Here is a 15,574-nt window from a genome sequence, read left to right as displayed (position 1 = left end):
TCTGATGTTTGAATGAAATTAGGGGCCCATTACAAGGTGCGGCCAGAAACAGCCCCGAAGCCCCTGAGCTAAAGATCGGCTAAAATTTGCGACCACTCCCATCGGCATAAAGCAGAGCCAGTCTGTCGTCGATCACCTTCAACGTGCTTCCGGGAAGCATATACTGAATTTGCTGCGGCAAAAGACGGGCGAATTCACCGTAACTGGTTAGACGGTCTTGTGCCTGTCCCGCCACGGTGTCCGTGGTCAATACATAAAAGATCGATGTCGTAGAAAATACGTTTTTCACTTTCGGAATTCTGCGAGGCTGAATCCGATTTGAACCGAAAACAATTCCGTCCCCGTCGTTGGTGACAATAAAGAAACCGCGATTGATTGTATGAACTTCTTTGATGGACGTAATCCAGCCTTCGCTATCTTGCCAATATGCACCGGCGTTGACATCGCCCCAAACAACAACGGTTGATCCTTTGACTGCCAGAAATGCAGACCCGTTAGGATAGATTTGCGTGACGCCCGAGGTGAGATTTGTCGCCGCCGTACCTTGATCGCCACCAAAGGCTGAATGGCCCCACGAGGTGACTTGACCTGAATCCGATAGCGCGGCGAAAGCACCGGCCCACTGACCTTTTGTTGCAAAAATATCGCGGATGTTACTAAGACCCAAAGAAGAGCAATCGCCACCATCGTTTGTGGAATCACCCCAACATACGACAGTGCCATCTTCCTTCAAGGCCGCAAAGGCGCTGGACGAAGCGACAACTTTTTTTACGTTCACCAACTGCGCCGTCACCAAGCTGGAATCTCCTCCATGCGAGGCGCTTCCGTAGGTCTGAACTGTTTTGTCTGCTAAAAGAAACGCAATCGCTTGAGAGTTAGAGTCGTAGTTAGAAATCGGAGCCACCGTGTGATCCGTACCACCGACGAGAAGGACCGAATTATCATTTTTAATAATTACAAAGAAGCTCGGAGTGGTTTCAATTTTCTTTATATTTACAAGTTGGGCTTGAAAAGAAGAAGTGTCTAAGCCGGGATCGCCCCATAAAAGAGCTGTGCCGTCAGACTTCAATGCGACGGCCACCGCGTTAACGCCGTCACCTAAAAAGGCAATGTCAGTCACTGAAGTGAGTTGGGATTGAATGGCACTGCAATCTCCGCCCGCGACCGCATCCCCTGAGCATTGGACGGTTCCATCTTTAAGAAGAGTGACTTTAGTTTGCCAATTGGGGTGAATGATTTTGGCATCTTCACGGCCAATCCAGATGTCTTCGGAATAGTCATCGCCCCATTCTGAATTTCCCGCTGTTGAAAACTCGCCCTGCGCAGTCAAGGCAAAGAAAGTATGATAATTCGAATTAGAAAGGACACTCGTCCAAGGTGTGCCTAAAATATTTCTGACCGGCGTGACATAGCCGTTAGAAAAATGCGACAAAGATCCGTCAGAGTGTCTGAATACCGCAGATTCTTGAGCAAGATGAATATCGATAACGTCATGGAAGGTTTGTGGAGTGTCGTTGTCTCCCCAGACAAAGGCATCGCCATCATCTCTGAGTGCAATGATATATGTCGTGAGGGCTTTGACATCGACGAGATCGTAAAGCTCAGAGCTAAGGGCACCTGGGTCTTTTCCGTCTGAAGCGGCTCCCCAAAGAACCAAAGAGCCATCTGTTTTTAATGCGGCAAAGGCTCCTTCTGAGGCGGCCACTTTTCGCACGCCACTTGTGATATTTGCGGCCTGCACTCCCGGATCTCCTCCATAAGCGGAATGTCCCCAAGTATAGACTTTTTGATTTACTGAATCCCATGCGGCAAAAGCGCCTTCCGTCGCATAGATTTCTGTTACACCGGCGGGCGCGGGTGAAACAGCCGACGCGTCTCCGCCATAACTAGGGTCCCCCCATGCTTCGACACTTCCATCTGATTTGACGGCGGCCGCGGCAATCGCCCAAGTGGATTTGTTGAAGATGACTTTTTCAATATTGCTATTCCCTGAAGAAGGTTCGCCGATACTACAACTGACCGAGCCTGCCGCGGTAAGTCCACACACTTCGCCTTCCGACGCGAACATCTTTTCATAGGTCAGACTGGTATCTAAAGGTTCGTTCGGCGTAGCGATATCGTCGATATACTCGACCTGAAAAATGCGTTTATCTTCGGTCAAAAAGAAATACATGCCGCTGCTGCCATGCACGTCTGAGACTTTAAAAGGCATCGCTGTTTCACTAAAATAATCTCCGCCGTCGTCTTTGCCCCAGATGTAAACAGTCCCGTCACTTTGAACGGATGCAGTGCTTTGATTGGTGCGCGCTGTGGTGGTCACGCCCGTCAGAGGAGTTGTCAGGTGATTGGCCTGCGCTCCCCAGCCAGTTTGACCATACATGATCATACTGCGATCTGAAAATATCAGTCCTTGAGCGCCATTTCCGACGTGGATATCGACAACTTTTTTATAGGTATGTTCTGCCACTTTTTCGCAACCGCTGTTGTGAGGAATGAAGTACTCGTGTGGCACGTTGACGGATTGAACAGGCATTTCTATTTCAACCCAATCAGTACCACTTGCGACGGTGTTTGACAGGGAACTGGCAACCGGCGTGGCGCAGGACTCATCGGAATATACGACGATGGCGTTTCCCGCCGGCGGAGCCTTGATGACTAAACTGGGGCGCGGTTCCGCTTCAAAAGGCAAAGCCAGCGTTTTGAGTGCGACACTTGTATTGTCTGGCAGCTTGCGGACGACAGAAGGAGTGAGGATGGTCTTTGCTAACTCCTCAAACCTCGCCTCAATAGTACATCCGATTTGGGATATGAGTATCAAAACAAGAAGGAAAAAACGTACAGAAAAGTTCATATCTCCTTATCGGAGAATGGAAGCTTGCAATTTAATGAGGATTTATTAAAAAAAAATCCCGCAGTTTACGTGTAACTGCGGGTGCTGTTGCCTCAATATGAGACGTTTCGTTTTAACTTTATGTCTCTAGAACGAAATCCCAACGGATTTTAACGGTGCCATCACCTTCAACAATACCCTTTGGCGGATTTGGAAAGGGAGCCGCCGCACGAAACGCTTCAATCGCGGCGTCATCCAGATCGCGAACGCCGGAATCACTAAGAACTTGAACACGCACCAAGGTGCCTTTGTCATTCAATACGATCATCAGCTTGGTGATGCGATCTTGATTTGTGGCTGCGGGAGCGCGGCCCTCTTTAAACATTTTTGAAAGTTTGTCGCGAACACGGCCTTCCCAATGTTGGGCAAGCTGCTTACGAATGCGGTTGTAGTACGAGTAATATTTAAACTCACGTGTATTCAAAACAGTTTCTAAACCGACGTTGACGTCTTTCAGATAATCGTTCGTCTGACTTGTTTCAGCGCCTGTTCCCGTGTTCTGTTCGCCAGTGCCACGACCTTCGCCCAGACCTGATTCTTTATCCGCGAGTTTTTGTCTTTCCAAGGCTTCATTCGCATCAAAAGTTTTAAATAAATCTTTCGCGATCTGCTTTTTTGATTCTTCTGATTTCGCTAAATTCTTTTGTTTGCCGTCGCCTTTAGGTCCAGTTTTTTGCGGAGCCGCCTTCTTCAAATTTTGGAACTCACCACGGTTCGCGGCTTGAGTTTGCTTTTCTACTTTTTGGTTTTTAGCGCTCAGGAAACGGGCATTTTCGGGGACTTCTTCGTTCGCGGAGGTCTCAGATTGCTCGACAATCTGATTGCGTGACAGGGCCTGCTTTTTCAAAGCGGCTTCTACTTGCTGCATTTTTTGAAGATCTTCCGGGCTCAGAAAGTTAATGTCTACGGTCTCTGTTTTCTTCGTTTCAGGCGTCAGGCTTTCCACAACAAGGAAGGTCCCAAGAACCAAAACGTGGAATACCAGTGATAGCAAAACATACATTCTGAAAGACGGTGATTTCATCATACGACCTCACCCCTTTCTATCGGTAGTATGACACCCGAACCTGAGAAGATGGTGAACCGGACCCGTGAAATGCGACTCTGGTCCAGGGCCAGACTTTGACTCCTTTGTCACTGTTGGGTGAAAATGAAACATCTATGAAATTTGACTCGTGGTATCTGACAGATAAAGGGCTTCGTCGTGATTCGAATCAAGACTCCTGTCTCATCAATAGGGAGCTTGGTCTCTTTATCGTGGCAGATGGTATGGGCGGACATTCCGGCGGAGAAGTGGCTTCCAGTATGGCTGTGGAGACGGTGGAAGAAATCATGCTTCAACCGGATGCGCATAAAAAATCTCCGCGTGAATTGATTTTGAATTGCTACGAAGAAGCTTCCAAAAGAATTTTCGATAAAGCCGCCAACGAACGTCCCGAGCTTGCAGGCATGGGAACGACAATGGTGATGGCTTATATTCGCGGTAAGCATCTTTATGTTGGTAACGTCGGTGATTCGCGCTGTTATCTTTTTAAACGTCCTTATTTGTGGCAAATCACGGAAGATCATTCACTTTTGAATGAACAATTGCGCGCTGGCGTGATGAGTGAAGAGCAAGTGCGCCAATTTGTGGGACGAAATGTCATTACTCGCAGCGTAGGCTACGAGCGCGATGCTTACCCCGACATCATCGAGAGAGAGATTTTCCCTGGAGAAATTTTCTTAATGTGTTCGGATGGTCTTTCGGGTCTTGTTGAAGACGGCAGAATATCTGAAATTTTGAATCAAAATACACCTGACAAAGCAGTCAAAGCTTGTGTAGAACAAGCACTTGCAAATGGTGGCGATGATAACGTGACAGTGATGCTGTTGCATTTCCACGAATAGAGTTGAGGTCAGGTTGGATAAGAAGAAAGTCACGCTGTTTATAGTGAGCAATCAAACGGGGAAAACCCGTAAGATCGTGCTCTCAGCTGCATGGCTGAAGGCCTTATCTTTTATTTCCGGCATCATCATTATCATTTTCGCGGCAGGACTTGTGGATTACTTCGGTTTGCTTTTGCAGGCGATGGAAAACAAGCGTCTTAAAGCCGAAAATGCACAGCTCATTAAGCAGTTCCAAGTAGTTGAAAGTAAAGTCAGCGCTTTGGAAAATTCTTTAGAACGCGTAAAAACTTTCACAACAAAACTAAGCTTGATCACCAACGTCGATGCGGAAGACCGTATCACAAAACTGACCATGGGTCCGAAACCTTCAGCGGGGCAACAAGTTGAAGAGTATGAGCCAATGGAACAGCGTCAAGAGCCGGAAGAGCTGGTTGAGCAGGATCAGGTTTTTGCGAACAAAAAACCGTTGAATGATCAAATCGGTGAACTGGCAAACGAAAATGCGGATAAAGATTACGCGTCTTTGGTTGTGCGCATTGATAAAGCCGTCAAAGAAACTCAGTTGAAAGAACAAAGTGTGATCGATTTGTGGGAAAGCCTGTCGGAAAGACAAAGCTTGTTGAACTCCACACCGAACATGAAGCCTGCTAAAGGCTGGATCACATCGCGCTTCGGCTATCGTGTTTCTCCGTTCACCGGGAAAACGGCTCTGCATGCGGGTCTTGATATCGCGGCGGCTCCGGGATCACCGGTGTATGCTCCGGCTGACGGGGTTGTGGTGTTTGCAAGTTATGATGAATCTTACGGGAAGCTTATCACGATTGACTATGGTTACGGCGTGACAACTCGCTTTGGTCACTTGTCGCAGATTTACGTTCAAGTCGGTCAGCGTGTCAGTAAGTGGGACGTCGTGGGTGCTGTAGGTAATACAGGCCGTTCGACGGGACCGCATCTTCACTATGAAGTGCGCATCAATGGAACCGCCGTAGATCCTATCAACTACATCCTTGACGAGTAGCACATATAAAGACCTAGACGGGTATTTTAAATTCAGCGAAAATATAAAGGCGAGGTGAAAATGAAAGCTTTAATCTTCTCATTTTTGATTTCTTTTCTGGCTTTGTCTTCGTGGGCGGCTTTGCCACCGCAATTTTCGGAATGCTTGCGCGAAAACAGCGCGACGAATATGTCTGTCGCCGATCTTCGTGAAATTGCGCGAGTCTCTACAGTGACCTATTGTCAGAATGCGGTGGGCTTGGTTGGCAAAGCTGATACGATTCAGCTTTTGCAAAGTCCGAATATCAACGTTGGTATCTCAGTCGCAAAAACGACTTACAGTGCATCGGATTTTGTGGACCTCGCTCGCGCAGGAAGTTTTGTTTTGTATGTGGACGGGGCGCGGCTCACGGTTCCTAACATTATTTCCATTGCACAGGCGGGCGCTCAGATTGTCGTGATGACGGCGTCATCGGGTATCTCTAAAACGGATCTTTTAGCTTTAGCGGCGGCAAAACCTTTCGTGCTTAATGTGAATTCAGCGACGACGGCCGCCGACTTACGTGACTATGTGGCAGCGGGAATTCAAGTGGTGATTCGTTCTTCACAGTCCGCATTGAGCCGTGCGGATATTATGACTGTGGCGGCAGCGAACTCAGCGCTGGTCACTGTGATGCCTTAAATAAAAAAGGCCCCGCAACTGCGAGGCCTTTCCTTGAAGCGAAATTTCCGTTTAACAACTACTGATTCATAACTGAAACAGCTGGCATTGGACATTGAAGAGCATCAAGCTTTTGCTTGATCAAAGCCGCGTCCGCTTTATAGCCTTTTCTTACAAGAACATCTTGAGCCATAAGAACCGTCGATTTACGGAATGTTGTTCCGTTCAACTGTTGGTTTCCACGGCAAGAAGTCAATACGGCTGAATCCATTTTAACGTCTAATACTGGATCGATCATATCACAGAAGAATTGTACTGCGCCTAAGTGATCGATAGCCGCTGACCAATCCAACCATGCAGATTCTAAGTATTGACACATAAGTTCTTGTTCACGAGAACCCAGTGGAAGCTCTGTCAAATTCAAGTTGCTAAGCTCTTTAGCAATTTTAGCAGACTCAACTTGGATTTTCGGATCACGGTACATACCACCCGCTGGAGTCGACTTGATATCCTGATTACGACCTGACTTCGTCAAGCTGTAAGAACCGTTACGAACCGCACTCATGCTAGTTACGAAAGCAGAGATCGCTTGGTCATGCATAGACTTCGTATGATCAATCCAAGCTTGTACTGGAGGAGCTCCGAAGCCCCAAGCACTGCGTGAACCGAAAAGACCTGATTTCAAATTCACCATACGTTGAGCAAGCTCAGAACGGTCGATGATTGAAGTGTCTTTTGAAAGCTCTTGCATCGCTTTTTCAACACGTTTGATAGTCACTTTTTCTACTTCAATACGAGTGTATTGAGCTTTCCATTGAGTGTACTCTGAATTTCTAGAAAGTTCAGACTCTAAAGAAACCTTAGAGTTTGCAATGATCGAAGTCGTCAAGCTCACAGCTTGGCGAACACCATTCATCCAAGAACGGCTGGCACTAGCACAGGCTTTCAAAGCGCCTTCATCGTCATAAACTTTAGAAGCGGAGTCTGCGATTCTCTTCATAGAAGAGTTGTGCAAGTTTCTCATAGTTGATGCTTGAAGTTTTTGACCGCGATCGCCTTGAGCTGTGGCTGCTTCCAAATTCAAGAAAGCAGAAGCCGGGAAGGTCTTACCGTCGCGAGCCCAGTTCACAAGCTCATTACCCAAAGTACAAACCATCAAGTTGTCTGGATTTTGAGTGATTTGGTTATCCACAGTCATGATATCAGCGCGATCGTTAGCGATCTGAGCTTCGATAGCTGACGTGTTCTTCATAACGGCTTCTCTGTAAGTCAAAAGTTGAGAAAGCTCACGAGTTGGCGTTGTGAATTTCTTTTTGTAAAGATCCACTTCTTTTTCAAGCTCTTGAGTGATTTTGCTGATCTTTCCACTTTGAGCCAGTTGCATGAAGCGAACTTTTTTAGCCACTTTCGTGTACTGACATGTATTTTGAAGAACCGCTTTACGGTGATCAGGGTTAGTCATGTCCAAAGTATTTGCGTCAATCATTTTCGCGATGGCAGAAATACCGCTAGTTGCAACCACACCACCGATAACAAACGGAAGTGCCGGAGCCAAAGCCGCATTCATAGAAACCGCAAAGAGAGCATAAGGCGCAAGACCGTTGATCACATCGTTCATCGCCAACAAAACTTTACCTGTCGACATTGTTTGACGACCGCACTTTGAGTTCAGGAAGTTGTTGTTATTGATAATATCGCCAAGGCTACCCACCGCTGCTAACGCCGCCGTCATGGATTGATCGATTTGCGCAGTGTTTACCATCGCTGCATCTTGAGCCGCCATGATTTGTTGCAAAGAAGCGATGCTGTTCTTAATTTGATCGCCATTCTTTTCAATCGCTTGAGCTGAAGGAGAACCCGTACATTCAGGGGAAGCTTTCACTTCTTTATTAAGAGAATCAATCGCCGCGATCAATTCAGCGTGAGGGCGGTTGTCAAAAAGAGGACAGCTATAAGCTTCTGCCACTCTTGCCGCACCCATTTTCGTGCCCGTTGAAGTGGGACGAGTGTTTGAAGAGGACGAACTTGGAGGACGAGTTGAGGACCCAGAACCACCATTACTGTTGCCATTATTGTTGTTATTATTGGAGTTCTGATTCCCTTTAGGAACTGAAGGAGTTGTCGGGAAGAGGCCTGTATCACCCGCATCATCTTCAGGAAATAAATCCAAAGGAAATCCTGAGGATGAGGATGTGTTTGCACTAGCCGCCAGCACTGTTTGCGGTGCATGGGGGATAATGAAACTTGCGGAAATCGCAAAGGCCATCGCACTTCGCTTTACGTACTTCAGTTTCATAAAGTCTCCATTGTTAAACTTTTCGCCAAGTAACTTTTTTTGCGTGTCATTTTGAGGCACTCCGATCCATGTCGTGGTCCTAAGTTCTTGGAAACACAACACTTCACCTGCACATTCAAAAAAGACGGACGCGTTCGCGGAATCGTAGTGCAAGCCCAATGCCCTAGCGCTTCGTTTTGAAACAAGTCCAAGGCCTGTTCGCGAAAGATTGTCACCCGTGAGCTTTCTAGACGCTTTTTGACCCTACCGTAATAGAACCGCTGTCATTTGCTTATTATCTTCAAAGTAATGGGACTTGGACGCAGGAGGATGGAACAATCTTTGAAGTAGAGGTGAGGTATGAAGCTGATCATGTCATGTCTCTTAATATTAGGTTTTACTTGTCCCTGCCTGGGCAAGGTGGATTTGAAGTCCACTAAAAGACTTATTATTCCTAAAGATAATGTGACTCCGAAGATCACTAAGTCCGATGTGGCAAAAGTGATTCCTCTCGATCTTAAAGAAGGTGATAGCCAGGGAACTGTTCTTGGACGTATTGCCGACCGTGGATTTTCATTGTGGTTTAACTCTCGTATGATGAAAGAAACGGCTTTAGGTCGCTTTGCTGAGCAAACTCAAGAAAAGTTAAAAACCGATGTTGTCGTTCCGGCTTCTAGCAAAGAAGGCGTAAGTCATAAATTCTCATTCCGTGTGGAGGCTTTCCAGGCTCTGGCAAAGGTTGAGTATTCGGGCTGGTTAAAGGCCGCATTTAATTACGATGCGAAAGCCGCGGCGACGGATATCGTTTTAAAAGAAAAATACCGCAACAAAGATTTATTCGTTACCCATAAGGCCAATAAAGACGAAGACCTTTCGATGGTCGGCGTAGCTTGGTCGTGGTAGTCAGCTAAATAACTATTTCGTACGTTTCGCTTTCGACTTTCAAGAGCGGAGGATGAAATGGCGCCAGATAAGAACTCAAATAAAGAAAAACAACAACCTTCTAAAAAAGAAAAATCCCCAGCGGGGACTGAAACCAATCCTGAAAAGCACCAGGAAGACATCGATAAGGCCCGCCAAAATAATAATAGTGATAAAAGAATTTTCGATCTTTAGATCATGGGCTCTAGGATTTCTTCCTAGACTTTCGTCCTCGTTATTTGACCGAACGAGGATTGGCGCCTACCCTTAGTGCATGGAAAAAATCGTATTTATCTCTGGAAAAAGAACTCCTTTTGGTGGGTTTGGTGGCTCTCTGAAGGATGTATCGGCAACTGATTTGGGTGTGGCTGCTGCCAAAGCGACACTTGAGCAAGCGGGATTATCACCTGAAAAAATTGATCACGTTGTTTTTGGTAACGTGGTTCAGTCTGGTGCAGACGCGGCCTATCTTCCTCGTCACATTGGTCTTAAAACCGGTGTCCCTGTGCATGTGGGTGCTTTTGCAGTCAATCGACTTTGTGGCAGTGGATTTCAGTCGTGGGTGAACGCCATGCAAATGATCCAGTGTGGGGAAGCAACTGCGGTCCTGGCTGGTGGTGTAGAGCAAATGTCTTTAATTCCTTATGTTGCTCGCAAAGTTCGCTTTGATGGAATGCGCATGGGGAACTTCGAACTTGAAGATCTTATGACGTCAGCATTAACTGACGCTTACGCGAAAATGCCGATGGCGATCACGGCGGAAAATTTGGGAGAGAAGTACGGCATCACGCGCGAGCAGTCTGACAAGTACTCGATCCAATCTCAACAGCGCTATAAAGCAGCCTTAGATAAAGGTTATTTTGCGCAAGAAATTTGTCCAGTTTCGGTGGAAAGTCGTAAAGGCACAGTGGTCGTCGATAAAGATGAACATCCAAAACCTGAATCCACTTTAGAAAAAGTCTCTACCTTGAAATCTCTTTTCAAAAAAGACGGATTGGTCACGGCGGCTTCTGCTTCAGGAATCGTTGATGGTGCGGCTTGCTCTTTATTGATGAGTGAATCAAAAGCCAAAGAATTGGGAATGAAACCCATGGCTCGCATCGTGAGCTATGCATCGGTGGGATGTGATCCTACGATCATGGGGATCGGACCGGCTGCGGCCGCAAGACTGGCTTTGCAAAAGGCGGGAATGACTTTAGATCAAATGGATCTTGTCGAAGTGAATGAAGCTTTTGCAGCTCAGTATTTAGCCGTAGAAAAAGAGTTAAAACTGGATCCGGCAAAAACCAACGTCAATGGTGGCGCGATTGCCGTAGGACATCCCTTGGGAGCTTCGGGAACTCGTATCATGAATCACTTGGTTTATGAACTTCACCGTCGTAATGCCAAGTACGCATTGGGTTCAGCTTGTATCGGTGGCGGTCAAGGTATTGCCATCATCATCGAACGTATTTAGACAGAAAGAAGTCTATGGAAAACGGATTTAATCTGCGCGAAAGAACGGCCCTGATCGTCGGGCCTTTCACCACCACGGTGCAAAGTTTGATGATGGGTCTGACGCAAATGGGTTCGGACTGTGTGCTGCTTGATTTTGACAATGCCGGAAGCCAACGCTTTTGCAATCAAATCAATGACGCTCGCGAAATCAACCCAAAGTTTGGTCGCGCTTTAAGTATTAAATCCCCGATGAAAACGCCTGAAGATATCAAAGATGCAGTCGGTACGGCCGCTCAATCTTTTGGTTCCGTAGATCTTTTCATTGACGCTCAAGTTTATAATAAACCCAACCGCTTTAAGATCGGCGATCCGCTGACTCACTTAGATGATGAAGTGCTGCATGGTTTTAAAAGTTCGGTGATGTTGACCCATGCAGTTTTGAATTTTTTAAAGAATCGCAAACGCGGTCGTATTTTATATCTTCTCAATGAATCCTATCCTGATCCAGTCATGGCAGGGGCTCGTGGAGCTTTGGTTCCTTTTGCTCAGACTTTGGCAAAACAGGTTTCCGAATTCAATATCACTGTGAACTGCTTGAAGCTGGGTTTGACGGAAGAATTTATTTTGGCTCAACATCCTGAAGCTAAATCCATCAAAGAAGCAGTTGAAAAGCTGAAAGAAAAAGAGCCGCATCTTAAAATCACAGAGCCTGATAAGATCACCAACACGATCACATACTTGGTCAGTCAGTACGGGGCCGCGGTGAACGGTCAAGTGATCTCTTTGACTTAATCTTTAGAAGCTCTCTTAAGAGAGCTTCAGTCCTTTTAAAATAGAATCTGCTTTTTGAATCTGTTCTGGCGCGACATAGATGCGGTCGATAATACGCGCACCTTCATAGCGTTGGAAGATTTCTGTCGTCTGATTGATAGGCGCTGTTTTTGCCCAGCGATCGTATTGATCAACCACGTAAATCTGGAGGGCGCGCTCTTCGGGCGAAGCCGTGTGATATTTAGACAAACGAGCTTTAGAGCTTGTGCGAATCACTTCCAGGCCTTCAGCCTCCAGCGCTTTTTTAATCATCTCTGGCTTTTCAGATTCCGAAGTATTGTGCTGCTCAATTAAAACCTTAAACGGCTTTCTTTGCGCGATTCTTTGAGCCCAAGGATTGCTTACGCTGATCAAATGCTCATGCAAGCGGTAATCGTTGTAACGAGTGTATTCATTGATATCGCCCGGAAGAACGAACGTACAATCTGGTGACGTCAAATAACGATTCAACATCTCTTCATAGATAATGCTCTTGTGATGGCAGTACACCATCAAATGCATGTGATGACGAGAAATCAAAAAATCATCGAACGAATAAAGGGCCCGGCGATTTAAAGCTAAATACATTTTATTTTCACGACGATAGAACGTCATGTTTTGCATGATCCAGGATAAATCGATCTTTCCGTAGTTAGTTCCGCAGAAATAAGAATCGCGCTCTAAGTAGTCCATGCGATCCACATCCAGCTCGCTCGACACCAACTGACTTAAGATGGGGCGGAAATCCACACCGCCGTCCACGAAGAAATCATCAGGGCAATGAAGGGCCTTATCGATCAAGCAAGCAACATGAATCGGCGCAATTTCAGGAAACTGCTGGCGAATGGTGTCGGCGATCTTTGAATCCGTGACATACTTGATGGTGTAGTCTTCGTGATTCGCGCGACGATTGTGATTCATCACCGTGTGAGCTTCTTCACCGTACTGTTCTTGTTCTTTGTAGAGTTTGATATCCAGCTCTGAAAGATGAGGCATGACTTGTTCCGTTGTGTGCGACAACGGGCCATGACCCACATCGTGAAGAAGGGCTGCCAATCTTAAAACCTGGCGAAAACGAGTTTTTACTGAAGGCTTTGTAAATGGATAAACGCGGAAAATCGCATCGAAAGTTTCTCCGGCTAAGTGGCCGACTCCGACAGAGTGGATGTAGCGATTGTGAGTTGCTCCAGGAAAACTGAACTCGGCATAACCCAGTTGTTTGATCGCGCGAAGACGTTGGTATTCCGCGGTGTCGAGAACTGCGACCTCTTGATCAGAGTAGTAAATCGAACCGTGGACGGGATCGCGAATCTCCATGTATTCCTCCTGGGGCCATTTCGAGTATGTATTTAACGTTTACAAAGAAGAAGTCAATTGTCCAAGAAGGCGGTTCCTAGGTCTAGGTGAGGTCACCCGACAGCCCGCCTATATATAGAGAGGTTCGACGCGGGCCCTGCAAAAAATTCGTGATTCTAAGGGTTTAAGGCGGGATGCTTCTTAAAATATTCACTGATAAGTCGGGTGAAGTGCTCTTCCGTGATCGCCTTATTAAAGGCCGCCATCTGCTCTTGAGCTTGCTTGTTGTCCTTAAACGCAATTCCGTATTCGTCCAAGTTGACGATGCGGGGATTGAGTTGCAGATCCTTCTGAAAGGGTTTCAGGCGAGGACTGGTTTTCATCAGGAACTCGAACATCGCGGCTTCAATAAAGATAAGATCGACGCGTTTGTTGGCGAGCTTAAGAAGGTTGGCTTCATCATTTGAGGCCGACTCTACATGGAGTTTCTTTTTATTAACGAGTTCCTGTTGGTCTTTATATAAATCATACCCAGCAACGTTTCCGATTTTATAAGGAATAAGGTCGACAGTTTTCTCCCATAGGATCGGACTGGACTTTCGTTCAGCTATCATCCATGGCGTTCGATAAAACACACGCGACATCTTAAATCCGCTGGGCAGATTTGCTAAGGACACGGGAAAGAAACCTGCGTAACCGTCCTTATTAACTATTTGTTTGGCTCTTAATGGCGGAACAAAGGTGACCTTCAGGGTGAAGTTCGTTTTTTTAATAATTTCCCTTAGAGCGTAGACGCCGGCACCGTGTTCAGGAAGTTTTTCGCCGAGATACGGGGGAGCTTCAAACGTTACTAAATGAATCTCTTCCTTCTTAGAAGTAGCGTTTGCGACTGAAACAATCTCAAGAATACAGATCAGCAAAAAAAATGTTCGCATGAATTTACGATACAGAAGATTGTTTATGTCGTCATGAGAAATTAAAAAATTCGCTTCGAGTTCAATAGCTTAGTGCGTACGTGAGAGCAGGGTTGTTTCTTTAGGTGAACCTCGACGGGGGGCTAGTTTTGTAAAAAAATGAGACGTATCACTTTAGGAATTTTCAGACACACCGATCAGTAAGGTAAGCGAATGAACTACCCATGGTACCAAGAATGGTGCCCTGAGTTTCAAGGATCGAAACTCAGCAAATCTTCAAGGAGGAGGAATTATGGGGTTACGTATTAACACGAACACTGCTTCGTTAAATGCACAGAGAGTTCTGTGGGGAACGAAGATTGGTCTTGATAAGAGCATGGAAAAGCTTGCATCAGGATTCAGAATTAACCGCGCCGGTGACGATGCCGCTGGTCTAGCGATCTCTGAGAACTTAAGAGCTCAGGTTCGCGGTTTAAAACAAGCATCACGAAATGCTCAAGATGGTATCTCTCTAGTCCAGGTGGCAGAGGGTTCAATGAATGAGATCTCTTCGATCTTGATTCGTTTGAGAGAGTTGGCTGTACAAGCCGCTTCTGATACTATCGGACCTGTAGAAAGACAATTCCTGAATGTGGAATACGATCAGTTGGTCTCTGAGATCGACCGTATCTCTGAAGGTACAGAGTTCAACGGAACTCAGTTGTTAGCAGGTGTGGGCTCCATCTTGGACTTCCAAGTTGGTACTAGAAATAATCCTGAAATCGACCGTATCTCTTTCGATGCTTCTAAAGCCGATGCAAACTCTGCCGCTTTGGGAGTGAACCTGACATCAGTAGCCGATAAAGCTTCCGCACAGAATGCTTTGTCAGCGATTGATACAGCGATCGTGAGTGTCTCTGCGATGCGCGCAGACTTCGGTGCGATCCAAAATCGTCTGCAATCAACTGTTTCGAATATCCAAGTTTCAGTTGAGAACATGTCAGCCGCTAACTCTCGTATCAGAGATGTGGATGTAGCTGAAGAGACATCTGAAATGACTAGAAATAATATCTTGTTGCAAGCAGGTACTAGCGTACTAGCACAAGCGAACCAACAAGCTAACGTAGCACTTGGACTCTTGAACAAGTCGTTCTCTTAATCCAGATAAGCTCTAGCTTGCTAGAGCTCTGGTGACGAAATGACTTTGGTTCCCGATCTTATCTTCAATGATCAAGATCACCCTCAAGAGAACCGTCTGTGAATGACGGTTCCGAGTGTACAGCCCCCAAGCTCTGTTTAGAGCTGACAATTTGATCTGTTTCCTGCGACCGAGGCCGCCCTTACGGGCGGACCTCAATTTAATGGTTGAGTGGAGATTGAATTGGGTGGGGAGATGAGTGGAAGACTCGTCGATTGAAAACCGAATTTTGCGCCGAGATAAGTGCGCTGTTTTTTTAGAGGCCTGGCCTCCATGCTCTTTTCTTAGAGAGAACTTTCTTACTCTTCTT

At 46.3% G+C, this 15,574-nt stretch carries 13 protein-coding genes; 8 read left to right on the top strand and 5 right to left on the bottom strand.

Features of this window, described 5'->3' with window-relative positions; translation table 11 throughout:
• Positions 1-79 precede the first annotated feature (79 nt).
• Together AZI85_RS14740 and AZI85_RS14735 are read right to left on the bottom strand one after the other, a co-directional pair.
• A complete protein-coding gene (locus AZI85_RS14740) occupies positions 80-2,851 on the bottom strand; it encodes an RCC1 domain-containing protein (protein WP_063244795.1) in 2,772 nt (923 codons plus the stop codon).
• A 118-nt stretch (positions 2,852-2,969) separates the two neighbouring features.
• Positions 2,970-3,917, bottom strand: a complete 948-nt coding sequence (locus AZI85_RS14735; RefSeq protein ID WP_063244794.1) for a cell envelope integrity protein TolA — start codon at positions 3,915-3,917, stop codon at positions 2,970-2,972.
• 134 nt (positions 3,918-4,051) lie between these two features.
• Here AZI85_RS14735 and AZI85_RS14730 point away from each other — a divergent pair, with 134 nt between their 5' ends.
• Genes AZI85_RS14730 through AZI85_RS14720 form a run of 3 tightly spaced genes read left to right on the top strand, consistent with a single transcriptional unit; the run spans position 4,052 to position 6,455 of the window.
• Complete coding sequence (locus tag AZI85_RS14730; protein ID WP_063245057.1) at positions 4,052-4,777, top strand: Stp1/IreP family PP2C-type Ser/Thr phosphatase; 726 nt, start codon at positions 4,052-4,054, stop codon at positions 4,775-4,777.
• 13 nt (positions 4,778-4,790) lie between these two features.
• Positions 4,791-5,795, top strand: coding sequence for a M23 family metallopeptidase (locus AZI85_RS14725; protein WP_063244793.1), 1,005 nt, complete (start codon positions 4,791-4,793; stop codon positions 5,793-5,795).
• Positions 5,796-5,855: 60 nt separating this feature from the next.
• Positions 5,856-6,455, top strand: coding sequence for a hypothetical protein (locus tag AZI85_RS14720; RefSeq protein ID WP_063244792.1), 600 nt, complete (start codon positions 5,856-5,858; stop codon positions 6,453-6,455).
• A gap of 58 nt (positions 6,456-6,513) precedes the next feature.
• Here AZI85_RS14720 and AZI85_RS14715 read toward each other — a convergent pair whose 3' ends face one another.
• A complete protein-coding gene (locus tag AZI85_RS14715; protein WP_253721016.1) occupies positions 6,514-8,730 on the bottom strand; it encodes a hypothetical protein in 2,217 nt (738 codons plus the stop codon).
• 339 nt (positions 8,731-9,069) lie between these two features.
• On the opposite strand from AZI85_RS14715, the gene AZI85_RS14710 reads away from it, so the two are divergent.
• From AZI85_RS14710 to AZI85_RS14700, 4 genes are all read left to right on the top strand, one after another.
• Positions 9,070-9,612: a hypothetical protein gene (locus tag AZI85_RS14710; RefSeq protein ID WP_063206193.1), complete on the top strand. Its 543-nt coding sequence runs from the start codon at positions 9,070-9,072 to the stop codon at positions 9,610-9,612.
• Between the two features lie 57 nt (positions 9,613-9,669).
• Entirely contained in the window at positions 9,670-9,825 is a 156-nt protein-coding gene (locus AZI85_RS17690) for a hypothetical protein (protein ID WP_155724055.1), read from the top strand.
• Between the two features lie 79 nt (positions 9,826-9,904).
• Positions 9,905-11,086, top strand: coding sequence for an acetyl-CoA C-acetyltransferase (locus AZI85_RS14705; RefSeq protein WP_063244791.1), 1,182 nt, complete (start codon positions 9,905-9,907; stop codon positions 11,084-11,086).
• A gap of 14 nt (positions 11,087-11,100) precedes the next feature.
• Positions 11,101-11,859 carry an SDR family oxidoreductase gene (locus AZI85_RS14700; RefSeq protein WP_063244790.1) on the top strand — a complete coding sequence of 253 codons (759 nt, stop codon included), beginning with the start codon at positions 11,101-11,103 and terminating at the stop codon, positions 11,857-11,859.
• A gap of 15 nt (positions 11,860-11,874) precedes the next feature.
• On the opposite strand, the gene AZI85_RS14695 is transcribed toward AZI85_RS14700, so the two are convergent.
• Together AZI85_RS14695 and AZI85_RS14690 are read right to left on the bottom strand one after the other, a co-directional pair.
• Positions 11,875-13,194, bottom strand: coding sequence for an HD domain-containing protein (locus tag AZI85_RS14695; RefSeq protein ID WP_063244789.1), 1,320 nt, complete (start codon positions 13,192-13,194; stop codon positions 11,875-11,877).
• Between the two features lie 155 nt (positions 13,195-13,349).
• Entirely contained in the window at positions 13,350-14,108 is a 759-nt protein-coding gene (locus tag AZI85_RS14690) for a substrate-binding periplasmic protein (RefSeq protein WP_063244788.1), read from the bottom strand.
• A 271-nt stretch (positions 14,109-14,379) separates the two neighbouring features.
• On the opposite strand from AZI85_RS14690, the gene AZI85_RS14685 reads away from it, so the two are divergent.
• Entirely contained in the window at positions 14,380-15,225 is an 846-nt protein-coding gene (locus tag AZI85_RS14685) for a flagellin (RefSeq protein ID WP_041871281.1), read from the top strand.
• The last annotated feature ends 349 nt before the right edge of the window (positions 15,226-15,574 follow it).

The organism is Bdellovibrio bacteriovorus, from assembly GCF_001592755.1.
Classification (GTDB): Bacteria; Bdellovibrionota; Bdellovibrionia; order Bdellovibrionales; family Bdellovibrionaceae; genus Bdellovibrio; species Bdellovibrio bacteriovorus_E.
The sequence above is the reverse complement of the archived record's forward strand: the minus strand, read 5'-3'. Positions and strand labels throughout refer to the sequence as shown.